Origin of the sequence: Phyllobacterium sp. (genome assembly GCF_037994425.1) — a bacterium.
Taxonomy (GTDB): domain Bacteria; phylum Pseudomonadota; class Alphaproteobacteria; order Rhizobiales; family Rhizobiaceae; genus Phyllobacterium.
Map to the genome: position 1 here is coordinate 14,624 of NZ_JBBNAM010000299.1, position 26,393 is coordinate 41,016.

General features: G+C 59.2%; 19 protein-coding genes and 1 tRNA gene. 11 read left to right on the plus strand and 9 right to left on the minus strand.

The features are described from left to right. Positions 1-151: 151 nt before the first annotated feature. Genes AAAB35_RS20265 through AAAB35_RS20275 form a run of 3 tightly spaced genes read left to right on the plus strand, consistent with a single transcriptional unit; the run spans position 152 to position 6,810 of the window. On the plus strand, positions 152-3,490 hold the full coding sequence (locus tag AAAB35_RS20265; protein ID WP_340670074.1) for a transglutaminase family protein: 3,339 nt from the start codon (positions 152-154) through the stop codon (positions 3,488-3,490). A gap of 20 nt (positions 3,491-3,510) precedes the next feature. Further along, the gene (locus AAAB35_RS20270) at positions 3,511-5,919 is read left to right on the plus strand and encodes a circularly permuted type 2 ATP-grasp protein (protein ID WP_340670075.1); all 2,409 of its coding nucleotides are present in this window, start codon (positions 3,511-3,513) and stop codon (positions 5,917-5,919) included. Positions 5,920-5,931: 12 nt separating this feature from the next. Continuing rightward, on the plus strand, positions 5,932-6,810 hold the full coding sequence (locus AAAB35_RS20275) for a transglutaminase family protein (protein ID WP_340670076.1): 879 nt from the start codon (positions 5,932-5,934) through the stop codon (positions 6,808-6,810). Between the two features lie 15 nt (positions 6,811-6,825). Here the strand turns inward: AAAB35_RS20275 and AAAB35_RS20280 are convergent, their stop codons facing one another. The 3 genes from AAAB35_RS20280 to AAAB35_RS20290 all read right to left on the minus strand — a co-directional run bounded on the left by AAAB35_RS20280 (position 6,826) and on the right by AAAB35_RS20290 (position 10,177). After that, positions 6,826-7,533 (minus strand): MgtC/SapB family protein, encoded by a 708-nt coding sequence (locus AAAB35_RS20280; RefSeq protein WP_340670077.1) that lies wholly within the window; start codon positions 7,531-7,533, stop codon positions 6,826-6,828. Positions 7,534-7,635: 102 nt separating this feature from the next. Further along, the gene (locus AAAB35_RS20285) at positions 7,636-9,732 is read right to left on the minus strand and encodes a catalase (RefSeq protein ID WP_340670078.1); all 2,097 of its coding nucleotides are present in this window, start codon (positions 9,730-9,732) and stop codon (positions 7,636-7,638) included. Positions 9,733-9,841: 109 nt separating this feature from the next. After that, positions 9,842-10,177, minus strand: coding sequence for a DUF427 domain-containing protein (locus tag AAAB35_RS20290; protein ID WP_340670079.1), 336 nt, complete (start codon positions 10,175-10,177; stop codon positions 9,842-9,844). 201 nt (positions 10,178-10,378) lie between these two features. Here AAAB35_RS20290 and xth point away from each other — a divergent pair, with 201 nt between their 5' ends. Continuing rightward, entirely contained in the window at positions 10,379-11,152 is a 774-nt protein-coding gene (xth, locus tag AAAB35_RS20295; RefSeq protein ID WP_340670080.1) for an exodeoxyribonuclease III, read from the plus strand. On the opposite strand, the gene AAAB35_RS20300 is transcribed toward xth, so the two are convergent. Continuing rightward, a complete protein-coding gene (locus AAAB35_RS20300) occupies positions 11,149-11,781 on the minus strand; it encodes a glutathione S-transferase family protein (RefSeq protein WP_340670081.1) in 633 nt (210 codons plus the stop codon). The genes xth and AAAB35_RS20300 overlap by 4 nt on opposite strands. A 252-nt stretch (positions 11,782-12,033) precedes the next feature. Here AAAB35_RS20300 and AAAB35_RS20305 point away from each other — a divergent pair, with 252 nt between their 5' ends. The 6 genes from AAAB35_RS20305 (at position 12,034) to AAAB35_RS20330 (ending at position 18,235) form a co-directional block, all read left to right on the plus strand. Further along, positions 12,034-13,155, plus strand: coding sequence for an alanine--glyoxylate aminotransferase family protein (locus AAAB35_RS20305; protein ID WP_340670082.1), 1,122 nt, complete (start codon positions 12,034-12,036; stop codon positions 13,153-13,155). Positions 13,156-13,171: 16 nt separating this feature from the next. Next, positions 13,172-14,788 (plus strand): ABC transporter substrate-binding protein, encoded by a 1,617-nt coding sequence (locus AAAB35_RS20310; RefSeq protein WP_340670083.1) that lies wholly within the window; start codon positions 13,172-13,174, stop codon positions 14,786-14,788. Positions 14,789-14,872: 84 nt separating this feature from the next. After that, entirely contained in the window at positions 14,873-15,853 is a 981-nt protein-coding gene (locus tag AAAB35_RS20315) for an ABC transporter permease (RefSeq protein ID WP_340670084.1), read from the plus strand. Then, on the plus strand, positions 15,850-16,665 hold the full coding sequence (locus AAAB35_RS20320) for an ABC transporter permease (protein WP_340670085.1): 816 nt from the start codon (positions 15,850-15,852) through the stop codon (positions 16,663-16,665). The genes AAAB35_RS20315 and AAAB35_RS20320 overlap by 4 nt, the downstream gene beginning before the upstream one ends. Further along, positions 16,662-17,462 carry an ABC transporter ATP-binding protein gene (locus tag AAAB35_RS20325; protein ID WP_340670086.1) on the plus strand — a complete coding sequence of 267 codons (801 nt, stop codon included), beginning with the start codon at positions 16,662-16,664 and terminating at the stop codon, positions 17,460-17,462. The genes AAAB35_RS20320 and AAAB35_RS20325 overlap by 4 nt, the downstream gene beginning before the upstream one ends. After that, positions 17,459-18,235, plus strand: coding sequence for an ATP-binding cassette domain-containing protein (locus AAAB35_RS20330; protein WP_340670087.1), 777 nt, complete (start codon positions 17,459-17,461; stop codon positions 18,233-18,235). The genes AAAB35_RS20325 and AAAB35_RS20330 overlap by 4 nt, the downstream gene beginning before the upstream one ends. Positions 18,236-18,463: 228 nt before the next feature. Here AAAB35_RS20330 and AAAB35_RS20335 read toward each other — a convergent pair. Then, positions 18,464-18,540, minus strand: a tRNA-Pro gene (locus tag AAAB35_RS20335). A gap of 192 nt (positions 18,541-18,732) precedes the next feature. Between AAAB35_RS20335 and AAAB35_RS20340 the strand changes: the two genes are divergently transcribed. Next, positions 18,733-20,976, plus strand: a complete 2,244-nt coding sequence (locus AAAB35_RS20340; RefSeq protein ID WP_340670088.1) for an AGE family epimerase/isomerase — start codon at positions 18,733-18,735, stop codon at positions 20,974-20,976. 16 nt (positions 20,977-20,992) lie between these two features. Here the strand turns inward: AAAB35_RS20340 and betB are convergent, their stop codons facing one another. Genes betB through betI form a run of 4 tightly spaced genes read right to left on the minus strand, consistent with a single transcriptional unit; the run spans position 20,993 to position 26,268 of the window. Continuing rightward, the gene (betB, locus tag AAAB35_RS20345) at positions 20,993-22,456 is read right to left on the minus strand and encodes a betaine-aldehyde dehydrogenase (protein ID WP_340670090.1); all 1,464 of its coding nucleotides are present in this window, start codon (positions 22,454-22,456) and stop codon (positions 20,993-20,995) included. 41 nt (positions 22,457-22,497) lie between these two features. Then, a complete protein-coding gene (gene betA / locus AAAB35_RS20350) occupies positions 22,498-24,147 on the minus strand; it encodes a choline dehydrogenase (RefSeq protein WP_340670105.1) in 1,650 nt (549 codons plus the stop codon). Positions 24,148-24,154: 7 nt separating this feature from the next. Further along, positions 24,155-25,678, minus strand: a complete 1,524-nt coding sequence (gene betC / locus AAAB35_RS20355; protein ID WP_340670091.1) for a choline-sulfatase — start codon at positions 25,676-25,678, stop codon at positions 24,155-24,157. Beyond that, positions 25,675-26,268, minus strand: a complete 594-nt coding sequence (gene betI / locus AAAB35_RS20360) for a transcriptional regulator BetI (RefSeq protein ID WP_340670092.1) — start codon at positions 26,266-26,268, stop codon at positions 25,675-25,677. The genes betC and betI overlap by 4 nt, the downstream gene beginning before the upstream one ends. Positions 26,269-26,393 lie beyond the last annotated feature (125 nt).

The following is a 26,393-nucleotide window of genomic DNA, read 5'->3' on the forward strand; positions in this document are numbered from 1 at the left end:
ATACGGCTGCTGGCAAGCTCGTTTATACGGCAAAAATCTGAAGTGCTAAAAAAAATGGCAACAGCGCATTTTAAGACGTGCCCAAAGAATGAGAGTAGTCTAGGTTTCAATTCGTTTCGCAAGAAACCCGCTGAAAGTACCTCGAGGCGACATGGCAATTTACGCTGCAGTCTACCATCTGACCCATTACAAATATGACCGTCCGATCATGCTTGGACCCCAGGTGATTCGCCTGCAGCCCGCGCCGCATTCGCGCACGAAGGTTCTCAGCCACTCCCTGAAAGTCAGTCCTTCCAATCACTTCGTTAATCTGCAGCAGGACCCATACGGCAATTTCCTCGCCCGTTTCGTATTTCCGGAGCCGGTAACCGAACTGAAGATCGAGGTCGACCTCGTCGCGGACATGACGGTCTATAATCCATTTGATTTCTTCGTCGAACCGGTGGCGGAGACTTGGCCATTCGCCTATCCGGAAGAAATCAGGGACGATCTTTCGATTTACCTCAAGCCCGAGCCAGTGGGCCCGCTGCTCGCCGCCTTTCTTGATACGATCGACCGCAGCCCGACCAATATGGTCAATTTCATTGTCGATCTCAATGCGCGCATCCAGCGTGACGTCGGCTATGTCATCCGCATGGAAACAGGGGTTCAGGACCCCGATACCACACTTGGTGTCGCAACCGGTTCCTGCCGCGATTCGAGTTGGCTGCTCGTGCAGGCGCTGCGTAATCTCGGCATCGCGTCGCGGTTCGTCTCGGGCTACCTGATCCAACTGAAGCCGGACCTCGTCGCGCTTGACGGGCCGGCGGGAACCGACAAAGATTTCACCGATCTTCATGCCTGGTGCGAGGTCTATCTTCCGGGAGCTGGGTGGATCGGCCTTGATCCAACATCGGGACTGCTGACGGGCGAGAGCCATGTCCCGCTCGCCGCAACGCCCCACTATCGCAACGCCGCCCCTATTTCAGGCATGGCGGAGCCCGCCAATGTCGAGTTCGACTTCGACATGCATGTGACGCGCGTTTCCGAACATCCGCGCATCACCAAACCGTTCTCGGATGAATCCTGGGCGGCCCTCGACGCCGTGGGCGACAAGGTCGACGCAATGCTGAAACAGCGTGACGTGCGGCTGACGATGGGCGGCGAGCCAACGTTCGTATCGATCGACGATTTTGAATCCGGCGAGTGGAACACCGACGCGGTCGGCCCGACCAAGCGCGAGAAGGCGGACATGCTGATCCGCCGCCTGCGCGATCGTTTCGCGCCCGGTGGGTTCCTGCATTACGGGCAGGGCAAGTGGTATCCGGGCGAAAGCCTGCCGCGCTGGACCTTTTCGCTCTATTGGCGCAAGGACGGCAAGCCGATCTGGGTCGACCCAAACCTCATTGCCACGGAAAACAGCAAGGCCGACATCAAGCCCGAGGATGCCGAAAAGCTTTTGACCGGCATGGCGGACATACTCGGCGTTGAAAGCGAGATGGTGGCGCCAGCCTACGAAGACCCCGCCGAGTGGATTGTCAAGGAAGGCAATTTGCCGGCCAATGTCGATCCGTCCAACTCGAAGCTCAAGGACCCTGAGGAACGCAGCCGCATGGCTCGAGTTTTCGAGCGCGGCCTTACGCGACCGACCGGCTATGTGCTGCCGGTACAGCGTTGGAACAGCCAGGCCGTTGCCGGTCCGCGCTGGCGAAGCGAGAAATGGAAGACGCGCCGCGGCAAGCTTTTTCTGGTGCCTGGGGATTCCCCTGTCGGTTACCGCCTGCCTCTTGGGTCATTGCCGCATGTGCGGCCCTCGGAATATCCCTATATCGTTCCGGTCGATCCCTCGGTGGAGCGCGGACCCCTGGCCGATTCCATTGCCGAAGCGGCCCAGACGGGCAGAGATGCGCAGCAGGCCGTTGCCTCCTTTACCGCTGCGGAGGGCGGCCTGCAGGAGCGGGTCGAGCAGGAACTCGGAGATATTGGCGGGGCAGTGCGCACCGCGATCTCTGTTGAACCTCGCGAGGGACGCCTCAGCGTTTTCATGCCGCCGGTCGAGGCGCTCGAAGATTATCTCGAACTTGTCGGCGCTGCCGAGGCGGCGGCGGCAAAGCTCGGAATGCCGGTCCATATCGAAGGTTATAGTCCCCCGCAGGACCCGCGAATCAACGTTATCCGCGTTGCGCCGGACCCCGGCGTCATCGAGGTGAACATCCATCCCGCCGCCAATTGGCGCGAATGCGTGGAGACAACGACGGCGATCTACGAGGAGGCGCGGCAGTCGCGGCTGGGCGCCGACAAGTTCATGATCGACGGGCGGCACACGGGTACGGGCGGCGGCAACCATGTCGTCGTCGGTGGCGAGACGCCCAACGACAGTCCGTTTCTGCGCCGGCCGGACCTGTTGAAGAGCATTGTCCTGCATTGGCAGCGACATCCCTCGCTGTCCTACATGTTTTCCGGCCTTTTCATCGGGCCGACGAGCCAGGCGCCGCGCATAGATGAAGCGCGCCACGACAGTCTCTACGAACTCGAAATCGCCATGGCGCAGGTGCCCATGCCCGGGCGCGGCGCGCCGCCGCTGCCCTGGCTGGTTGATCGGCTCTTCCGCAATCTGCTCATCGATGTCACCGGTAACACGCATCGCGCTGAGGTCTGCATCGACAAGCTCTTTTCCCCGGATGGACCGACCGGACGGCTCGGTCTCGTCGAATTCCGCGGCTTCGAAATGCCTCCCAACGCGCGCATGAGCCTTGCACAGCAATTGTTGGTGCGGGCACTGATTGCGCGCTTCTGGAACAAGCCAATCGAAGGCGGATTTGTGCGATGGGGCACGTCGCTCCACGATCGTTTCATGCTCCCGGCCTTTGTCTGGCAGGATTTTCTGGATGTCCTCGCTGACCTGCGCGAGAACGGCTTCGACTTCCGGCCCGAATGGTTCGAGGCGCAACTCGAGTTCCGCTTTCCGTTCTGCGGCGAGATTGAAAAGGAAGGGGTCAAGTTGGAACTTCGCCAAGCGTTGGAACCATGGCACGTGATGGGCGAACAGGGGGCGATTGGCGGAACGGTGCGCTTCGTCGACAGTTCGGTCGAAAGGCTGCAGGTCAAGATGGTGAATTTCAATCCTGCCCGCCACAGCGTTGCATGCAACGGACGCGAAGTGCCACTTCAGATCACCGACATGCAGGGAACAGCGGTGGCTGGGGTTCGCTACAAGGCCTGGCAGCCGCGCAGCGGTCTGCATCCCATGATACCGATCAATACACCGCTCGTCTTCGATATCTACGATCAATGGTCCGGGAGAGCGATCGGCGGCTGCGTCTATCATGTCGCACATCCGGGCGGGCGCAGTTATGATACGTTCCCGGTCAATTCGAACGAGGCTGAGGCGCGCCGCCTCGCGAGGTTCGAAGCGCGCGGGCATACGGTGGGGGGATATGAACTCAGAAGGGAGCAGCCCTCCGGCGAGTTCCCGATGACCCTCGATCTCAGACGGCCACGGCCGAGTTGATTCGACAAATGTGAGATTGAATGGGTCCGTATAATCACCCCCCCGCCAGAAGCCGAATCGAGACAGGCCTGCTTGCCGGCTATCAACCGCTACCGAACGTCGCCGATGAAATGATCGATCCTACAGGCGGGGTGCGGCCTGGTTGGGAATCGCTCCTGCACCAGCTCGACCAGATCGGGCCCGAAAAACTCGCGACGCGTTTCGCCCGTGCCAGTCAATACCTGCACGATGCGGGCGTCTATTACCGCGTTTACGACGAAACCGGTACGCAGGAGCGGGAATGGCCGCTTGCGCATATGCCGCTTCTGATCAACGAGGACGACTGGCAGTCGATTACGCTCGGTCTCGCCCAACGTGCCGATCTCCTCGAATCGATCGTCGCTGATGTTTACGGTGAGAATCGGCTGATCACAGAGGGGCTGCTGCCGCCGGACCTCATCGCATCGAATCCCGAATTCCTGCATGCGGTGGCGGGCGTGAAGCCGGCGAGCGGACATTTCCTACATTTCTGTGCATTTGAGCTCGGGCGTGCACCGAACGGACAGTGGTGGGTTCTTGGTGATCGCACACAGGCGCCTTCGGGCGCGGGGTTTGCACTCGAAAATCGCGTAGCCAGCACGCGCGCCCTGTCGGACGTCTCCGCCGCCATGAATGTTCATCGTCTTGCCGGGTTCTTCAAGGAATTTCGCGAGTCCCTGCAAGCGCTGGTCAAGAACCCGCAGGGGCGGGCGGCGATCCTCACGCCAGGTCCGAACAACGAAACCTATTTCGAACACGCTTACATCGCGCGCTACCTCGGCTTCATGCTGCTGGAGGGAGATGACCTCACCGTCAGCAAGGGCAAGGTGATGGTGCGCACCGTTTCCGGCCTGAAGCCAATTGATGTGCTGTGGCGGCGTATGGATGCCGCTTATATGGATCCGCTAGAACTGAAGGCGAATTCGTGGATTGGAACCCCCGGGATCGTTGGAGCGCTCAGGCAGTGTTCCGTCTCGCTCGTCAATGCCCTCGGTTCAGGCATTCTGGAGACGCGAGCCTTGCTGGCGTTTCTGCCGGCAATATCGAATGCGCTTCACAAGCGTGACCTGATGCTGTCCAGTATCGCCACGTGGTGGTGCGGACAGGACAAGGAGCGCCGACATGTCGTGGATAATCTCGACCAGATGATGGTCGGGCCGGCTATGTCCACACGTTTGCCGTTCGAGGATTTGGGCGCGACTTCATTGGGTTCGGCGCTTGATGACGGCGCACGCAGCGAGCTTCTTGCAAGACTGCAGGCCGACGGGCGCGGTCTCGTCGGGCAAGAGGCGGTCAAGCTCTCAACGACGCCAGTCTACGTCGATGGCAAGCTGGAGCCGCGCCCTTTTGTCCTGCGCGTCTTCGCCGCCCGCACAAAACGTGGGTGGAGCTTCTTGCCCGGAGGATTTGCCCGCGTTGGTCTTACCCTCGACACCGCTGCAATCGCCATGCAGCGTGGCGGGCAGGCGGCAGACGTGTGGATCACCAGCAGCGGTCCGGTCGGCAAGGACACGCTTTTGCCGCGCGAGGACGATGTCTTCCGCCGCAATGTGCCGGGAACCCTACCCAGCCGCGCAGCGGAAAACCTGATGTGGATGGGCCGCTATATCGAGCGTGCCGAAGGAACAGCCCGTATTCTGCGCGCCTGCCATGCCCGTCATGCTGAGGCGGCCAATATGGAATTGCCGCTGCTTGCTGAAATGCGTGCCTATCTGAAGCCGCTTGGCGTTGATCTCGATAGTGCCATTCCGAAAGGATTGTTGCGTTCGGTCGACGGCGCGATGCTCAGCGCCAGCCGCATCCGCGACCGGTTTTCGCCCGATGGCTGGCTGGCACTGCGGGATCTGTCGAAGACGATCCATCGCTTCAAGGACGTGGTTGCGCCGGGTGACGACACAACGCGGGCCATGACCATTATCCTGCGCAAGCTTGCGGGTTTCTCCGGCCTCGTACACGAGAACATGTACCGCTTTACCGGCTGGCGCTTTCTTGAAATCGGCCGCCGGGTCGAACGCGGCATCGGCATGGCGCGTACCCTCGCGACGCTGTCGCGACCAGACGCGCCCGACGGGGCCCTGGAAATGCTGCTGGAGATCGGCGACAGCGTCATGACTCACCGCCGCCAATACAGCGTTTATTCAGGACGTGTTAGCGTACTCGATCTTCTCGCGCTCGATCCGCTCAACCCGCGCTCCATTCTTTTCCAGCTCGAAGCGCTAAAAACGGAGTTCAATCTTTTGCCTCCACGCGATTCAGGCACCCAAATGCCGGTACTCATGAAAAAGGTGCTGCGACTTCACACCGATCTGGCAATCATGGAGGCAACAGAGCTCACGCCCGAGAAACTCTACGACCTTGCCTATGAAATCGGAACGCTCTCCGATACCATTTCCGACACCTATTTCGCCTGAGGCGAGCCGCCGATGCTTTACAATATTCGCTTGCATCTTCACTACGATTACGAGCGTTCCGCCGCGGGCGGTCGACATCATATCCGCGTCATGCCGCAAACAATGCCTGGCGTTCAGCGTGTAATTGCATCGAGTCTCTCTTTTGACCCGGCTGCAGCAGAGCGTTCCGAGTTTGTGGATTTCTTTGCCAATACCGTGAGTTCGATCGCCTATCGCAATCCGCACGAAACGCTCGACGTGACAATGACGGCCCGCGTCAACGTCACACGTCCGCCAACAATGCTTGATGTTTCGCCCGATATGGTCGGATTGCAAAAGGAGATCCGCAGTGTTCTCTCGATCGCCGCGGATGCGCCGCACCACTTCCTGACTTCGAGCTCCTATGCCGCGATCGATCCGCAAATCACGGCCTATGCTGCCAAAAGTCTCACGCAGGCGCGCACGGTAATGGAAGCCGTAAGCGACCTCAATAGCCGCATTCATACGGACTTCAGCTATGATACGGATGCGACGGACGTGCGCACATCGGCGCGGCGGGCATTCGATCTCAAGGCTGGGGTTTGTCAGGATTTCAGCCATGTCATGATCGCTGGATTGCGCGGGTTGGGCATTCCGGCCGGCTATGTCAGTGGGTTTCTGCGCACGATTCCCCCGCCCGGCGAGGAACGGCTCGAAGGCGCCGACGCGATGCATGCCTGGGTGAGGGCGTGGTGCGGTCGCGAGGCCGGTTGGCAGGAGTTCGACCCGACCAACAATATGGTGGCGGGTAATGATCACATTACCATCGGCTATGGCCGCGATTACGCTGATGTGTCGCCGATCGTCGGGGTGCTGAAGACCAGCGGTGCGCAAGAAGGCAAACAGTCGGTCGATGTCGTACCCTTGGAATAAGACAGAGCCGCCGCATTAGCCCTTGTCGGAGTCGTGGATCGTATCGAACAGTTCGATCGTGTGATTTTTCTCGACGAATTCAATAAGATCAAGCGGTGGTCCTGAGATTTCCGATCTGTGCCAGCGTAGTTCGTAGGTCGCAGTTGAATGGTCGCTTTCGAATGCCTTGTACTGCTTGACGAAATGTGCGCTGTAGCCAATGGCGGCGAGCTCGCGCTGAATATTGAGCACCGTTTCGCCCTGCCTGTGCACGATCGATAGAATCGCCCGGCGTTCGCGCGGAATGCGAACATCCAGCCATTTCAGCGCCCATAGGATGAAGTAAACCAGGGCCGTTGCTATGCAGGCTAGCTCGATCAGGCCACTGCCAAAGGCAAGGCCGATCGCTGTCATGATCCAGAGAGTTGCGGCCGTGGTAACCCCAGTCACGAGATCGCCGCGCTTGAAAATGGCGCCGCCGCCGATGAATCCGACGCCGGTAAGGATGCCGAGCGGCAGGCGCATCACGTCAATATTAACGAAAGAGTCAGGGGCCTTGCCAACGGTAGTCAATAAAAGATTGGCCTGTATCATCGCTATGCAGGCGGCGAGACCGACAAGCAGGGTTGTCCTCAGGCCTGCAGCATGACCGCTTGCCTCCCTATTATATCCGATGATTGCACCGGCCACGACTGTCAGCCCTAGCCGTATGCCGATGTCGTCCCAGGTCGGATAAAGATCCACGGCCCCACCTCGAGTTTCCCAACGCAAGGTAGCGTGCAGACGGATCAGGAGATGTCAATGCAGCTTGGCGCACCGAGTTCATCTGTCTGCATGGGACATGGCTTAGGCGAGCATCCTTAGCTTGGGCTCGCGATCCCAATACCGCCTGGCCGCAGCATCAGCGAACCCTTTTTCCAAGGGCACCACGCCCGCATCCTCCTTGATACCGGCAGCGTCGAGCAGCGGTTTGGATGATGGCGCAAAGCCGATTGCCTTGAGGTGGCCAAAGGCGTCCATGACCCACTGCTTGGCAGCGCCTTCATTGACCAGCCTTCCGGCCGCATATGCCGACAGAACGACCGCCACTGCGTCGAATAGTTGCGATGGAGTGCCGAGCAACTGGCCATCAGCCTTCATCGTCTCGCCGTCGGACAATTTGGCGCCCCCCACTTTCGGCGCAACGACAACGGCCTTGCCGCCAGCCTTCGTGACCGCCTTGGCCAGTGCGGCAAGGACCGACGCATCGGTACCGTCGTCGATGAGGATTCCGACGGAACGGCCATCGAGTGTGGGTTTCATGTTGGCATGGATACTGAGGGCAGGCGAGGCGTCCATGTCGATAGGGTCTCGCGCGGCCTGCGCCTTCTTCGGAAGCTCCATGCCAAGCCCATTTGCTACACGCTTTGCGAGGTCTTCATCGACATTGCGCAAGTTGGCGACCATGCGGGCCGGAACCTGGTCAAGTCCGACTTTCGACAACTCGAATACGAACGATGAGGCAATGTGGGCCTGCTCGGCAGGCTGTTGCGAGCGCCAGAAGAGCCTCGCCTGGCTATAGTGGTCGCCGAAGAGTTCGGCGCGAATGCGGAGTTTGCCGCCACTTTCCTGTTGATCGGTGCGGCCTTCCACTGTGCTGAAGCCGGTGACCGGGCATTCTCGCGGACCACCGTCCTCACCATGCGCGGCTAGGCTGTTGGGCTCATAATTGGCGCGGCCTTTCGGGACATTCATCTGCATCTGGCCATCGCGCTGGAAGTTCATGACGGGGCACTTCGGCGCATTGATCGGGAGTTGATGGAAATTGGCCGTACCCAGCCGCGATTTCTGTGTATCGAGATAGCTGAACAGCCTGCCCTGCAGCAAAGGGTCATTAGTAAAATCGATGCCTGGGACGATGTTGGCCGGACAATAGGCGACCTGTTCGGTCTCGGCGAAGAAATTGTCAGGGTTGCGGTCGAGAACGAGGCGTCCAACGCGGCGGACCGGTATGACTTCCTCTGGAATGATCTTCGTCGGATCGAGCACATCATAGGGCTGTGCGTCCGCGAATTTCTCGTCGAACAACTGCAGTCCAAGTTCCCACTCGGGATAGTTGCCAGACTCAATTGCTTCCCAGAGGTCGCGCCGGTGAAAATCATTGTCCGCCGCCTGCAGTTTCAGGGCTTCGTCCCAGACTGTCGATTGCAGGCCAAGTTTGGGTTTCCAGTGAAACTTGACGAAGGTAGATTTGCCCTTGGCATTGACCAGGCGGAAGGTGTGGATGCCAAAACCCTCCATTGTTCGGAAGGAGCGCGGGATCGTGCGGTCGGACATGGCCCACATCAACATGTGTGTTGTTTCCGGCATCAACGACGCCCAGTCCCAAAAGGTGTCGTGGGCGCTGCCTGCTTGCGGAAATGCGCGGTCGGCCTCCATTTTTACTGCGTGAACAAGGTCTGGAAACTTGATTGCATCCTGGATGAAGAAGATCGGTATGTTGTTGCCGACGAGGTCCCAGTTGCCTTCCCTCGTATAGAATTTGACGGCGAAGCCGCGCACGTCACGTGGCGTATCCACTGACCCAGCGCCGCCCGCAACCGTCGAGAAGCGCGTGAACACTGGTGTCTTTTCGCCTTTGCGCTGAAAGAGATCGGCCTTGGTGATATCGGCAAGCGAATCGTAAAGCTCGAAATAGCCATGCGCTGCAGACCCACGGGCATGAACGATGCGCTCGGGAATACGCTCGTGATCGAAGTGGAATATTTTCTCGCGAAGCACGAAATCTTCAAGCAGCGTCGGACCGCGTTCGCCCGAGCGCAAACTGTTCTGGTTGTCACTTATGTGAATGCCCTGATTGGTGGTGAGGTGGCCCGTTCCGGTATGCGGGCCCTTTTCAGGCACATGCTGATGCGTTTCACCGCCATTACCCCGGTCAGTGACGAATGAATTCTCGGTGGCCATGGTACCGTCCTCGTGTTGGGTGGGAATACTCCCTAACGAGGGGTGGAGAGCAAGGTTCCCGCGCAGCACGCAAGGAAGCGACGGTGCCGACTCTGCAGCCAGTCGGGCCCTATTCGAACCGTACTTTTTTGGGGTCGAAGGCTCCGTAGCCCCGGATCGCGGCGACCTCTGGCTTCGGCTCTTCATAGGACCACATAGCGTCGTCCGAAGCCTCGCCCTGGCCCATGACCCGCCAATAGGAGGCTGTGCCCTTCCATGGGCACTCCGTATGCGTGTCAGTCTTTTCGAGATGAACGAAATAGACATCATCGAAAGGAAAATAGAGCACCGGATCATGTCCGGGCTCGTGCAATTCCAGAGGATGATCGCTGGAGGCGATGACGACATCGTGGAACCTAACGGTTACCGGCTGCGGATATGGTTTGATTGTAATGCCGCGATTCATTTCCTGCTCCTCGGTTGATCTTGGGCCCCCGTCCCTGAACGAACAGGTAGTGATGAGCCGCGAATAATGCGAGATGGGACTGCGTATTGCGTTGAACCGGGTCGGGAACAAAAGGTTCCGCAAGCCTGGCGCCGCGCATTCTCTTGGCGACGCTACGAAATGATGTAGAAATTCGTATCGGTTCGGGCAGCGGGATCGCCAGTGAAAATCGCCACTTACAATATCAACAATATCAACAAGCGCTTGTCGAACCTCCTGCATTGGCTGGAAGCCTTCAAGCCTGATGTCGTCTGCCTGCAGGAGTTGAAGTGTGAGGATGCGAGCTTTCCGGCGAAGGAGTTGCGCGCTGCCGGATACGAAGCGGTCTGGAAGGGTCAAAAATCTTGGAACGGCGTCGCGATTCTCGCCCGGGGAACTCGTCCTATCCTGACGCGCGACAGGCTTCCCGGTGACGCCGACGATATCCAGAGCCGGTACATCGAGGCGGCGGTAAACGGCGTGCTGATTGCATCTATCTATCTGCCGAACGGTAATCCGCAGCCCGGGCCCAAATTCCAATACAAGCTTGCCTGGTTCAAGCGACTACACAAATACGCGGCGGAACTTCTGGAAATGGACATACCCGTTGTTCTCGCGGGTGATTTTAACGTCGTCCCAACGGATTTTGACATCTACAACACGCGTTCGTGGAGGGACAACGCCTTGCTTCAACCGGAGAGCCGGGCGGCGTTCGCCAAGCTGGTCGGTCAGGGATGGGTCGACCTCGTGCGCGAACTCCATCCGGAAAAGCCGATGTATTCGTTTTGGCACTATATGCGCAATGCCTGGGACAGGGATGCCGGCTTGCGGCTGGATATGCTCCTCGCATCGCCCGCAGCCTATGAAGGAGTAACGGGCGCTGGCGTGGAACGTGATGTGCGTGGAAGGGCGAATGCCAGCGATCACGCGCCCACCTGGGCCGAACTGGCAGACTAGGCTTCTGGAAAGTTTCGCTTCAAAATCCCCTCAAACTGGGGGAGGCGAGAGACATTATCGGCAATTGCAGTAAGTTTGGGCAGGGCCTTTGCAAAGGCATCCTTTCCCGGCCGCCAATGGCGCATCACCGCGATGTAGAAGTAGATCGCGCTAAGACGCTCGCCAAGAAAATACCGATCGTCCGCGACCTCCTCGACGTGGCCCCACAGTTCCACGCGGTATTGATCGATGGTGTCCTTGTACATTTGGCTTTTCGTCTCGGATATTTTCCAGCGGCGGGGGTCATCGGCGAATGTTGTCGTCGGGTAGATCTCACTGTTGATATAGAGAAGCCAGCGTAGGAACGCCGGACGTTGCGGATCGCTCGATGACGGAACGAAGCGCGCATCAGGAAAGGCATCCGCAAGATGAAAGATAATGGCCGCGCTCTCGGTCATGACGCTGCCATTGGGCATGATGAGGGTCGGAACCTGTCCGAGCGGATTGAGCTCCAGCAGGCGGTCGCGGTCCGGACCAGGTTCCAGGTAGGGTATTTCTTCGAGCTCGAACTCCGCTCCGGCCTCGCGCATGGCAAGCTCGACGACTGCCGATCCACATCCCTCCGAACCGATCAAGACATATTTGCTCATGATACCGTCCTGTCTGTTGCTTGTAAGCGGGGTCACTATGGCGAACAAACGATGTCTGCGCCAGAACGTTTCCCTGACAATTGCGTGCAGGCAAGCCGGCAGGGCGGAGGCCGGTAGAATCCTTTGTCGCTTGGAATTTTCCTCGCTGCCGGACAGCTAAGGATTGAAACAGTTTTTCTTGGTTTCCGGCCATCGGCGGAATATGTTCTGCGTTGGCTACAGCGCATCAAAGACGACGGGACGAGTTCGGCAGTGCAATCCAGGCTTCCCATTCCGCCCCTCATGCTCACTACCGGTCCAGTCCCGGCCTACCCGGAAGTGCTCGAAGCATTGGGCGGGCCGATGATCTATGATTATCATCCCGCATTCCAGGATTATTATGCTGAGGTCGTGGAGAAGCTGCGCGGGGCGTTTCGCACTGGCCTCGCGCCAGTGATCATGCAGGGCGAGGCGATTCTCGGGATCGAAGCGGCCGCTGCGGCACTGATCGGAAAAGACGACGTCGTTCTCAATCTCGTGTCGGGCGTCTACGGGAAAGGCTTCGACCTCTGGGCGGGACGTTATGGCAACGAGGTCGTCGAGCTTGCCGTGCCTTTCGACGAGGTCATCGATGCCGCGGCCGTTGGCAAAGTGCTGCAACGTCGGCCGGAAATCAACATCGTTTCGGTCTGTCACCATGAGACCCCATCCGGCACGCTCAATCCTTTGCACGAGATCGGCGCGGTGATCGCCGAACATGGCGCCTACCTCATTGTCGATGCTGTGTCTTCCTTTGCCGGACTCGATGTCCACCCGGATGAGGTGCATGCGGACATTTTCATCACATCGCCGTCAAAATGTCTTGGCAGTACGCCCGGCCTGAGCCTCCTTTCTGTGAGCGCGCGTGCCTGGAAGAAGATCGAGGCGAACAGGGATGCACCGCTTGGATCATTTCTCAGCCTCCTTGCCTGGAAGGATGCCTCGGAACCCGGCCGGACATTTCCGGTGACGCCGTCGATTTCGCAGATTTACGGGCTCGACGCGGCCCTCGATCGCTATTTCAGCGAAGGCCCGACGAATGTTTGGGCCCGTCATTCGCAGACCGCTTTGGTCATGCGGGACGGCCTGGCGCAACTCGGATTGTCGCTTTGGCCGAAACGGGAAAGCTGGTCTTCATCCACGACGACGGCGTTTCGTGTGCCCGAAGAATGGAGCGATATCGCCCTGCGCGATCGACTGCTGAACGATCACGGAATTCTTCTTTCGCTCGGACGCGGCGACACGGCAGGAAAGGTCTTGCGCGTCGGCCACATGGGAGCCTCGGCCGAACCTGAATTCGCGCGCATCGTAGTTTCGGCCCTTAACGAAATCCTGTCAAATCAATCTCCCATCTGAGCCCGAGAGGTTAGCAATGTCCCGTATCATCTTTAATCGACGCGCTTTTCTTGCCTCGACCGCCAGCGCCGCGGCGATGGCCTCCCTTGGTCGGTCGGGCTGGGCGACAGAGGCGGCGCCTGTCAAGGGCGGGCGCCTGGTCGTTGCAGGCGATAGCGAACCCGCCAATCTCAATCCGGCCATCGTCGCCTCCAACGGCGTGTTCTTCGTTGCCAGCAAGGTGATCGAGCCACTCGCCGAGCAAGCCTACGAGGGCAAGGACGGGCTTTCGCCGCGCCTTGCGACGTCCTGGGAGGGATCGGCCGACGGATTGACTGCTACGTTCAAGCTGCGCGAAGGCGTTACCTGGCACGATGGCAAGCCGTTCACTTCGGCCGACGTTGCATTCTCGGCGCTCGAAGTCTGGAAGAAGCTGCAGAATCTCGGCCGTGTCGTCTTCAAGAATCTCGAAAGGGTCGAAACGCCCGACGAGCAAACGGCGATTCTCAAGTTTTCGCAGCCAACACCGTTCCAGCTCATTCGAAATGCATTGCCGGTCGTGACTTCCGTTGTGCCGAAGCACATCTACGAGGGCACGGACATCGCCAAGAATCCGGCCAACCAGCAACTTGTCGGCACGGGGCCGTTCAAATTCGGCGAGTACAAACCCGGCGAATACTATCTGCTCAAGCGGAATGATGCCTATTGGCAAAAAGACGAGCCGCTGCTTGACGAAATCGTCTATCAATTCTTGCCTGACCGTGCGGCCGCCGGCAATGCGCTCGAAGCCGAGCAGATACAACTCGCGGCGTTTTCCGCTGTTCCCCTTGCTGATCTCGATCGGATTTCCAAGGTACCGGGCCTCAAGGTCTATGCCAACGGCTATGAGGGTCTGACTTACCAGCTCATCGTCGAAATCAACCATCGCCGCAAGGAACTCGCCGACATCAGGGTCCGACAGGCCCTTGCCCATGCCATCGATCACGACTTCGTCGTGAAGACGATTTTCCTTGGCTATGCGAAATCGTCCTCGGGGCCCGTACCCGCCTATGACAAGACGTTCTTTGAGCCTGACGTCACGAAATACGACTTCGATCCGGCGAAGGCGGAAGCGCTTCTGGATGAAGCCGGCTACAAGCGCGGCGCTGACGGAAACCGTTTCACGCTGAAGTTGCTTCCAGCGCCGTTCTTCAACGAAACCAAGCAATTCGGTGATTATCTTCGCCAAGCACTCGCCAAGGTTGGCATTGATGCGCAGATCGTCAGCAATGATACGCCGGCCCATCTGAAAGCGGTCTACACCGATCACGCCTTCGATATCACGGTGGCAACGCCCGTCTACCGATCCGACCCCGCCATATCGATGACGATCCTGTTCGAAAGCGGCCTGCCGGCCGGTGTTCCGTTCTCGAACCAGTATGGCTACGCCAATGCCGAAATCGACAAGCTGATCAAAGACGCCGCATCGACGATTGATGCCGACAAGCGGGCAGGTCTCTATAAGGAGTTGCAAAAGAAAGTTGCCGACGACCTGCCGCTGATCAACGTCGCCGAGTTTTCCTTCATAACGGTCGCACGCGACACGGTGCAAAACGTGTCGGACAATCCACGCTGGGCCGTGTCCAACTGGTCGAACGTCTGGCTGAAGCAATAGCGCGCCACAGGAACTGCTTCAAGTTGGGAGGGAAACCTTCTAGCCTAGAGCAGGAATCAATCGCACACGCTGACCGGAGCAATCTTGCCGCCACTCGTTTCCCTGTTTCTGAAACGTCTGCTCGGCGCGTTGCCTGTCCTGGCGATCGTTCTTGTTGGCAGTTTCCTCCTGCTCGAAGCGGCATCGGGTGATGCGGTAGATGCCTATGTCGCGCGTTCGGGCGCGCTTGACGCCGAACAAATGACGCAGCTGCGCCAGGAATGGGGCCTCGACAAGGGACCCGTTTATCGGTTCAAGGCTTATGCCAGCGCGCTTGCCACCGGCGATCTCGGCTGGTCCACCGCATTCGAGCGGCCGGTGGCATCGGTCATATTGGAGCGGCTACCGATCACGCTCCTGCTTATGGTCCTCGCGACGGCTCTCGCCTTTTTGTTCGGATCGTTGCTTGGGGTGATTGCCGGCGCCCGTCCCGGTTCAGTGCGCGACAGGTTCCTATCGATTGCTTCGCTCGCAGTCTACGCCGTTCCTGGCTTCTGGCTTGGATTGGTGCTGATCGTCATCTTTGCAGTCGATCTCCGCTGGCTCCCCATCGGCGGTATCGAATCGATCGCGTCCGGCAAAGCGGGATTGGCGCGTCTTGCCGATATTGCCGCGCATCTCGTGCTGCCCGTCACCTCACTTGCCACGGTCTATCTCGCCCTCTACCTGCGGCTCATGCGGGACCGCATGAGCGAAATCTGGCATGAACCTTTCGTACAGGCCTTGCGAGCGCGTGGCCTTGGCCGCAGTCGCATCGTGTGGCGCCATATCGCCCGAAACGCTGTCCTGCCCGTGGTGACGATGCTCGGACTGCAGGCCGCGGCCATGCTCGGTGGCAGTGTTGTCGTCGAGAGCGTCTTCGCCATACCAGGGTTCGGACGCCTTGCCGCGGAGGCGGTTGCGCGGCGGGATACGCCCCTCCTGCTTGGCATCATACTTTGCAGCGCTGTGACGGTCATTTTCGCCAATCTCCTCGTCGATCTCGCTTACGGCAGGCTTGATCCACGCGTTAGGACGGGGCGATGAAGTTTTGGCGCAATCTCAATTGGGAAGGTCGCGTTGGGGCGGCGCTGCTTGCGGTTCTCATCCTGATGGCGTTGCTCGCTTCAGTTCTTGCGCCAGGGGATCCATTGGCAATCAGCGGCGACCCGTTGCTCCGGCCTTTTACCGTCGCAGCGCATCCGCTTGGTACCGACAGGCTCGGCCGCGACGTGCTGGCTGGTTTGATGCATGGCACGCGCACGACTTTATTGGTGGCGTTCTTTTCGGCAGCGGCCGCGCTGGTCGTTGGCAGCATCGTTGGAACGCTCGCGGGGTTTCTCGGTGGTGTTGGCGATGCGATCCTGATGCGTATCACCGAGGCTTTCCAGACCGTGCCCGGCTTCCTGCTTGCGCTCGCTGCCATCAGCATCACCGGCCCGAGCGTACCCACGCTGATCTTTGCAATCAGCCTCGGCAATTGGACCCAGGCCGCGCGGGTCACCCGCGCCGAGGTATTGTCGTTGCGAGAACGCGACTTTGTTGCGGCCGCCCGCACACTGGGCATGCATCCGCTGGAGATTGCCTTTCGCGAAATTCTGCCCAATGCATATGGCCCGACGGGGTCGCTGGCTGCCATTTCCGTCGCCGCCGCAATCCTTATCGAGGCCGCACTGTCGTTCCTGGGCTTTGGGGATCCAAATCGTGTCACGTGGGGCAGCATGATTGCCGAGGGACGCACCGTGCTTCGCTCCGCGCCCTACCTTTCGATCGTGCCGGGCATTGCGCTTGTCGTCACGGTGCTTGCCGTTCATTTGATTGGCCGTGGCCTGTTCCCCTCAGGAAGGCTGCAGCCATGAGCGCCCTCTATCTGCGTGTTACCGACTTGGGCGTACGTTATGGCGAGACGGTTGCTCTTCAAGAAGCCTCGCTTGAAATCAATCAAGGTGAAAGGCTTGCCCTGATCGGCGAAAGCGGTTCCGGAAAATCGACAATGGCGATGGCGGTTGCCGGGCTCTTGCCGAGAGGAGCGAGCGTTATCGGCACGCTCGATTTTCCCGTCCTTGGGCACAGTCTGAGGCTGGGGAGGGACGTTGGCGTCTTGTTTCAGGATCCTGATGGTAGCCTTGACCCGGTAATGAGTGTCGGCGATCAGATCGCGGAAGTTGCAATGATGCATCAGGGCATTGGCTGGATTGCGGCCCGCGTGCACGCTGCGGAATTGCTCGGCCATGTGCAGATCGCCAGGCCGCTCACACGTCTCAACAGCTATCCGCATGAATTTTCCGGCGGGCAGAAGCAGCGCATCGCACTTGCTATCGCCCTTGCCGGCAATCCCTCGCTGCTCATTGCTGACGAGCCTAGCAGTGCCCTCGACACAGTCGTACAGCGGCACGTGGTCAACCTTCTTGACGAACTTGTGCGGGAGCGTGGAATGACGCTGATGTTCATCACGCACGATATCGCGCTCGCATCAGAGCGCGCCGATAAGATCGGTGTTCTCTATCAAGGAAGGCTGGTCGAATTCGGGCCCGCCGCTGAAGTTCTCGGGTCGCCGAGGCATGCCTATACACGTGCGCTCATTAATACGCACATTTCGCTCGACACACCGCACAGCAAGCGCCTTCCAGAGATCGATAAGGCAGGGCTGGTATGACATCGCCGACCGCGCCGATCCTCGAGGTGAAGAACCTCAGCAAACGCTTCGGCGATCGTGGCAGGGCCGGATTGTTTGACATTAACTTCTCCGTTGCCCCGGGCGAAACGCTAGCGATTGCCGGAGCTTCCGGTTCGGGAAAAACGACCCTGGCGCGGCTCATCATGCGCCTTTCGGATCCGGATGCGGGGTCGATTCATCTTGCCGGCCAGGACATAACTGACTTGCACGGGGAACGGTTGCGTCGGCGACGTAACCGTTTCCAGATGGTATTCCAGAATCCATTGGCAGCTTTCAACCCGCGCGCCACGGTTCGCAGCATACTGGAAGATCCGTTGCGTCTACACCGTCTTGCGAATCCGCGAGAATATGTCGGGAGGATAACCGCAGCCCTGGAGCGGGTCGGTCTCAGTGCGAATTTGATCGACCGTTTGCCTCACGCACTTTCGGGTGGGCAGCGGCAGAGAGTGGCTATCGCCCGCGCCATCATGACAAAGCCGGACCTCATTGTACTCGATGAGCCAGTCTCGGCGCTGGACGTTTCAGTGCGCGCTCGGATTCTCAATCTGCTGCTCGATCTCAAGGATGAAACCGGCGTCGCCTTCGTCTTCATATCCCACGACCTCGCTGTTGTCCGTGCGTTCGCCGAACGATTGATCGTGTTGGATGACGGGAGAATTGCAGAAAGCGGCGAGACGGAGACTGTGCTCAAGGCGCCGAAAACGACGACCACGCACGCGTTGATCGAGGCTGTCCCGCGGCTCATTGTGTAAGGTGGTCTGAAATCTCTGCGCTTCAGAACGGTGGGACGTAAAAGAGATATGCGCCGATAACCGTGAAGATCGAAAGCAATATGAGAGTGGCGTCGTTCACATCAATAACCCTTATTGATCGCGCCATTCTAGCAAAGTTGCGCCGCAATGGATTTACACCACTGTGGGTTAACCTCATGGGAGTAGGTGGATTGGTTTGACCAATAACGATATTCGGCCTGGCTCAACTGGTCGGAGTGAGAGGATTCGAACCTCCGACCCCCTGCTCCCGAAGCAGGTGCGCTACCAGGCTGCGCTACACTCCGTAACCAGTGACGCGCGGTATATACCGTCCGGTTTCGGTACCTGCAAGTCGTTTCTATCCACTTTTTGATTATGCATTCGAAACCCCTTTGGGAGCGTCCTAAGCCTTATTTTCCTCTGTGATCGGGGCCCAAACTCCTGTATCGATTTGACATTCAAGTCTTCAGTGCGTTGAAAGTGTGGGGCTGCATTCGATGGCGGCAGAAAAGCAAAAGATCATCAGCTTCGTCATGAGTGGCGGCGTAGGTTCGCGGCTATGGCCGCTGTCGCGTGAGGATTTTCCCAAGCAGTTCCACAATCTTTTCGGTCAGGGCTCGATGCTGTTGCGCACCGTCAGGCGCGTGAGCGCGCGGGGAAGCGATGTCCCGGTACCGATCTATCTGCTCGCATCGGAGCGTCACGCCGGACGCGTGCATCAGGATCTCGCCGGGCTCGACCTCGGCGGCGGCCGGCCAATCTTCGAGCCGATGGGCCGCAACACGGCCGCGGCGGTCGCTCTGGCAACCGAGATCACTTTGCGCGAGCATGGCGATGAACTCGTGCTCGTCGTCCCCTCAGACCATGAGATCACCACGGACCGGGATTTCTGGAACACCGTCGAAACCGGTGTCGCGGCGGCAAATGCCGGACGGATCGTCGTCTTCGGCATCAAGCCGGACCGACCCGAGACGGGCTTCGGCTATATCGAGGTTGGAGCAGACAGAGAGGGCACGCGCGACGTGGTGCGCTTTGTCGAGAAGCCGAACGAAGAAAAGGCAAAGGAATATCTTCAATCAGGCAATTTCCTGTGGAATGCCGGCATCTTCCTTTTCCGTGCGGGCGTCATGCGAGACGCCTTCAAAGTGCACGCGGCCGAGATTTGGGACAAAGCCGTTGCCGCGCTCAATGCTGCTGATACCAATGTTTCCGGCACCTATCTGCCGTACGATCTTTATGCCGAGGTGCCGTCGATTTCGGTTGACTATGCCATCATGGAGCGCGCTTCCGATATTGCGCTTGTTCCGGCGACATTCCGCTGGAACGATCTCGGCTCCTGGCAGTCGCTGCTGGATGTCGGCTCGATCGACGCCAATGGTAATGTCATTGTCGGCGATGTTGTCGCCATCGACTGTGAGCACAGCTACTTGCGCAGTGAAGGCGGGCTGCTTTCGGTCGTGGGCTTGCGCGATACCGCCGTCGTGGCCACCGCCGATGCGACTTTTGTCGCCCCGGTCAGCGAAAGCCAGAACGTGCGCAAGATCGTCGAGCAGCTCGAAAAGTCAGGCCGACTCGAAACTAAGTTCACCCCTTCGCAGGACCGGCTGCCACAGGTCGGTGCCTACGTCAATCGCGTCCGTCATTGGCTATTCAACGAGACACTTCCGCTGTGGTCGACCGTCGGCGTTGATGATCGCTTCGGCGGCTTTCACGAGGCGCTGTCCTTCGAGGCAATGCCCATTGCCAAGCCGAAACGCATGCGCACGATCGGCCGGCAGATCTATGCCTTCGCTGTCGCCCACGAAATGGGTTGGGACGGCCCGGCTGGTGCGTTGATCGACCATGGCATCGAGTTCATTACCAGGAACGGCCGCACTGTTCGCGGCGGATGGGTCAAGACCTTCAATCCTGACGGCAGCGTCCTCGACGCGACGGAAGATGCCTACGACCAGTCCTTCATACTTCTGGCGCTTGCTCATGCCCACAAGGCCGGGCACGCGCAAGCGCGGGCGCTCGGCACGGAGACGTTTGCCTTTATCGACGAATATCTTGCCGACGCACGGCTTACCGGTTTCCTCGAGACCCCGGACGACAAAGGCCTACGGCGTTCCAATCCGCACATGCACTTGCTCGAAGCCTTTCTCGCGTGGTACGCGGCCACCGGCAATCGCGACTATTTGCAGCGGGCGGCGCGTATCGTCGACCTTTTTCGCCACCACATGTTCGATGCCGAAACCTGGACGCTGGGCGAGTACTTCACCAATGACTGGGACCGGGCGCCGGGCGAGGAGGGTGAATGGACCGAGCCGGGCCACCATTTCGAATGGGCCTCGCTGCTCGTCAACTTCGCCGCAGCTTCCGGGCAAAAAGACATCGTTCGCTTTGCCCGCAAGCTCTATTCCTCCGCCATCGCCAACGGCCTTAACCGTGCGACAGGCCTTGCCTATGGCGCCGTATCGCGGCATGGGCTACCGCTTGACACCAATTCACGCAGTTGGCCGCAGACAGAAGCGGTCAAGGCGGCGATCGCCCTCGACGGCAATGGCGGCCCCAATTTGAAGCCTGAGATCGAGGCGCGTGTCGGTCGCCTGTTTCACTGGCATATCGAGCCTGCTCCCAGGGGTCTCTGGATCGATTTGATCGATGAAACCGGCCGCGCAAAGGCGGAGGATGTCCCTGCCTCGATCTTTTACCACCTTGTCTGCGCCCTGACGCAGTATGTGGATTACGTAGGCAAATAGTCGCGAGGCTTTTAAATCAGTACGGGCTTTCGACCTTGCCTGTCTCGACATAAACGGACTTGATCTGGCTGTAGTGATAAAGCGCTGCAAGACCATTCTCGCGCCCGACGCCCGACTGCTTGAAGCCGCCGAAGGGCATTTCCACCGGCGCGAGATTGTAGGTGTTGATCCAGCACGTGCCCGCCTTCAACTGGCTGATGACCCGGTGCGCCCGCGCAAGGTCCTGCGTGAACACCCCCGCCGACAGCCCAAACTTCGTATCGTTGGCCCGGGCGATGACCTCGTCTTCGTCCTTAAAATCAAGAACGGCCATGACAGGTCCGAAGATTTCCTCGCGAGCTATGATCATTTCGTCGGTCACATTGGTGAAGATGGTCGGCTCAACGAAACAGCCCCCCTCGAATCCCTGCATCTGCGGCACACCGCCGCCGTAATGCAGCGTCGCGCCCTCTGCCTTGCCCTTCTCGATGTAAGAGACAACCTTGTCGCGCTGCGCCGCATTGATCAGTGGTCCAAGATGAATGTCCGGATCAAGGGGATCGCCGAGCCGGATCGTCTTGGCACGGGTTGTCAGGCGGTCGAGGAACCGATCCTTGATGCCGCCCTGGACGAAAACGCGGGTGCCGTTGGAACAGACTTGGCCGGTCGAGTAAAAGTTGCCGAGGAGTGCGCCGCCGACGGCATTTTCGACATCGGCATCGTCAAAGATAATGAGCGGCGACTTGCCGCCAAGCTCCATGGTCGCATGTTTCATGTGCGAGCCCGCCTGAGCAAGCACCCGCTTGCCGGTCGGCACGGAGCCCGTCAGCGAAACCTTGGCGACGAGAGGGTGATCGACAAGCTGGGAGCCCACATCGCCATAGCCCTGAAGCACGTTGAACAGTCCATCGGGAAGCCCGGCCTCCTTGTAGACTTCCGCGAGTGCCAGCGCAGACAACGGCGTGTTTTCCGAGGGCTTGAAGATCATGGCGTTGCCGGCGGCAAGGGCCGGAGCCGATTTCCAACCGGCGCCCTGGATCGGGTAATTCCAGGCGCCGATACCAACGCATACGCCGAGGGCTTCGCGCCTTGTATAGGCGTAGGAGCCACCAAGTTCGATCATCTCGCCATTGAACCCGGCGATGATGCCGCCGTAGAATTCGAGTGCATCCGCGGCCGAAGCCGGATCGGCCACCAGCGTTTCCTGAATGGCTTTTCCGGTGTCGAGTGTTTCAAGTTCGGCGATCTCGGCGTTGCGGGCACGCAAGATATCGGCAGCGCGGCGCAGGATCCGGCCACGTTCCACCGGTTTCAGCGACGCCCAGGCAGGTTGTGCGGCAGCCGCCGCCTGCACCGCCTCGTCGATGAGGGCAGTCGTTGCGCCGAAGAGCCTGGCAATGGTCTCGCCGGTGGCGGGGTAGATGACGTCAAGCGGCTTGCCGGCCTTGTCTTCGACAAACCGGCCATTGATGAAATGCGATGCCTTGGGCTGCGCGCGCATTTATAATTCTCCTTGTTCGCAATTGAATAGCCTCTTGCCGCTCACCGGTCACTCACCTGCCAGCGCGGATTGATCCAGGGTTCCTGGTTGGAACGCGGCAGGGGATCGCGCCCCAGAATATGATCCGATGCCTTTTCCCCGGTCATGATCGACGGTCCGTTGAGATTGCCGTTGGTCACCCTAGGGAAAATCGACGAGTCGGCGACACGAAGTCCCTCGACGCCGATGACGCGGCACTGCGGGTCAACGACCGCCATCGGATCGCTGATGGCTCCCATCTTGCAAGTCCCGCAGGGATGAAAAGCGCTTTCTGCATGCTCGGTCAGGAACCGGTCGATCTCTTCGTCAGATCGCACATCCGAGCCCGGAGAGATTTCACGGCCGCGATAGGGGGTGAGGGCTGGCTGAGCGAAGATCTCCCGGGTCAAGCGCACCGCGTGCCGGAACTCCGTCCAGTCGTCCGGATGCGACATGTAGTTGAAGATGATCTTCGGTTTCTCGAACGGATCGGACGAGCGGAGCGTGACGTTACCACGGGACTTGGACCGCATGGGACCGACATGCGCCTGGAAGCCATGGCCTTTTGCCGCGGCCTTGCCATCATAACGAATCGCCGCCGGTAGGAAGTGGTACTGGATATCCGGGTAGTCGATACCGGGCTTCGACCTCACGAAGGCCGCGGACTCGAAATGGTTCGTGGCCCCATGACCGCTCTTGAAGAACAACCACTCCGCACCGATCATTGCCTTCGAAACGAGCCCGAGTTTTGAATTGAGGGTAATCGGCTGCAGGCTCTCCTGCTGGATATAGACTTCGAGATGATCCTGCAGATTCTGGCCGACACCGGGGCGATCGGCCACGACATCAATGCCATGCGCCTTGAGATGCGCGGCGGAACCGATGCCCGATAGCATAAGTAGCTTGGGCGAGTTGATGGAGGAGGCTGCGATGACCACTTCCCGGCGCGCTCGGATAATCTCGGTCCTGCCACGCCTTGCGATTTCTACGCCCTTGGCGCGTTGATTCTCAATGATGACGCGCCGGGCGAACCCATTGACGAGATTCACGTTCTTGCGCTTGAGAGCAGGGCGTAGATAGGCGTTTGCCGTCGACCAACGCCGTCCCTTGTAAATCGTCTGCTCCATCGCTCCGAAACCTTCCTGCTTGGAGCCATTATAGTCGTCAGTCACCTCAAAGCCTGCCTCGCGACCGGCATCAACGAAGGCATGAAACAACGGATTGTCGCGGCGTCCGCGCTGCACGTTCAATGGTCCGTTCGTGCCGCGCCATCCGGCCTCGCCGCCATGCGAGTTTTCCATGCGCTTGAAGTATGGCAACACGTCCGCGTAGGACCAGCCCGTGGCGCCGCTCTCAGCCCAGTGATCGAAGTCATGTGCGTGGCCACGCACATACACCATGCCGTTGATCGACGATGATCCGCCGAGGACCTTGCCGCGCGGCGTGACAAGCCTGCGCCCGCCGAGATGCGGCTCCGGCTCGGAACTGAAACCCCAATCATAGGTGCTCATGTTCATCGGAAAGGACAGTGCTGCCGGCATCTGGATGAAAGGCCCGATATCGGTTCCGCCATATTCAACGACAATCACTGTATGCTTGCCGTCTTCCGACAGGCGATAGGCCATGGCGGAGCCAGCGGAACCCGAACCGATAATGACGAAATCTGCTTCCATGCCGGTCTCACTCGCCACGCGGATAGCGGGCATTCTCTTCCAGAACGTTCAAATCCATATGATTGCGCATGTAGCGCTCGGATGCTTTTTGCAGCGGCTGGTAGTCCCAAGGGTAGTATGAGCCGTTGCGTAGCGCTTCGTAGACCACCCAGCGCCGCGCCTGGCTCTCGCGCACCGCCGCGTCGAATGCAGTCATGTCCCAGCGAGCAAGGGTCTTCGCGGTGAAATCGGCAAGGAGCTTTGCGTGCTTCGCATCGCCAGCCAGATTGTTGAGTTCGTGCGGATCCGATTCAAGATCAAAGAGTTGCGGCGGGTCGATCTCGCAATGCACGAATTTGTACTTCCCCTCGCGGATCGAGACGAGCGGTGCATTGGAGCCTTCAGCTGCGTATTCCATCAGCACCGGGGACTTGCGCGCTTTTCCTTGCATAAGAGGGCTAAGGTCCTCGCCGTCGGTCCATGGTAAGACGTCAGCAATGTCGACACCGCCGAGCGCCGCGAGCGTCGGTGTTATATCGAGCGTGGATACAGGTGCTTCGATCAACTGCGCTTTGATGCCCTTGCCAGCTATCATTAGTGGTACGCGCGCTGAACCTTCGAAGAAGTTCATCTTGAACCAAAGACCGCGCTCGCCGAGCATATCGCCGTGATCCGACGTGAATATGATGATCGTATCGTCGAGCATACGTGTCGTCTGGAGCACCTCAAGGATTTCGCCCACTTTATCGTCGACATAGGAAATGCTGGCCAGGTAGCCCTGCCGTGCCTTTCGCACCTGTTCGGGTGCGATACTAAATGCCTTGTATTCGCAGGCCTCTAGCAGGCGTTGCGAATGTGGATCCTGATCCGCGAAAGCGATCTCACCGACGGTCGGTTCAAGCGCATTCGATCCTTCGTACAGGTCCCAATATTTGCGGCGCGCCACATAAGGATCATGCGGGTGGGTGAAGGAGATCGTAAGGCACCATGGACGCCGTGAGTGATCGTCCGATTCACGCGAGAGTTGGTAAAGCTTCTGCCGGGCATGGAATGCGACCTCGTCATCATATTCCATCTGGTTGGTGATCTCGGCGACGCCGGCACCGGCAACCGATCCGAGATTGTGATACCACCAATCGATCCGCTCGCCGGGCTTGCGGTAGTCCGGGGTCCAGCCGAAATCGGCTGGGTAGATGTCGGTGGTCAAGCGTTCTTCGAAACCATGCAACTGGTCTGGGCCAACAAAATGCATCTTGCCGGAGAGCCCGGTGTAATAGCCGGCGCGGCGCAAATGGTGGGCGTAGGTTGGAATGTCCGAGGCAAATTCGGCGGCATTGTCATAGACCCGCGTGCGCGAAGGCAACTGGCCCGACATCAACGAGGCGCGTGCCGGCGCGCACAGCGGCGAGGCCGTATAGGTTTTGGCAAACCGGACGGAGCGCTGGGCAAGCGCCTTGAGGTGCGGCGCGTGGATGAAGGGTGCCGGCCCGTCGGGGAAGAGGGTGCCGTTCAGTTGGTCGACCATGATAATGAGGAGGTTCGGCCTTGTCATTGCAATGCTCCGGCGGCTGCTAATTTGGTGGTCACGTAATCTTCGACGATCGCGATGGCCGACGATGCCTCGGGCGCGCCATTGCGCAGCGCGTGGCGAATATAGAGCCCGTCAATCATCGCGCCTGCGCCTTCCGCGATCTGTGCAGCAGTCGCCCGATCGGTGATCTGGCCGAGGGCAAAGGCGAGGTTCGAATGGGTGCGCCGCGCGTAGATGCGCAGGAGGCGGCGCGTCTCATCGGATTTTTGCGCATGCACATAGAACGTCAGCCAGGCCGCCACCGTCTCGGGCGCGAACTGCGAGGCCGAGAAATTAACGGCGATGACGGCCGCGACGCGGGCGGTGGGTGTTTTCGCAGCCTGCAGCGCGGTGCGCAGATCGTCCCCCAACTCCTTCAGGAGGTGACGCATGGTTGCGAGGATCAGTTGTTCCTTTCCGCCGAAATAATGGTGCGCGAGCGCAGGCGATACGCCTGCTTCATGGGCAATCTCGGCGACGGTAACGTCAAGCGAGCCGCGCTGGCCGATGGTGCGGATGGCGGCATCGATCAACTCACGCTTTCGCAGCGGTTCCATTCCGATCTTGGGCATAATGTGGACCTCGTTCGGTCAAATGTATTCTTGATTGACTGATCAATCAATAAAAATCTCACCGCTGTTGCTGGGAAAGGAGTAGGGTGCAAGGAAAGGTTCGGGGCCCTTCGATATTGGAGTGA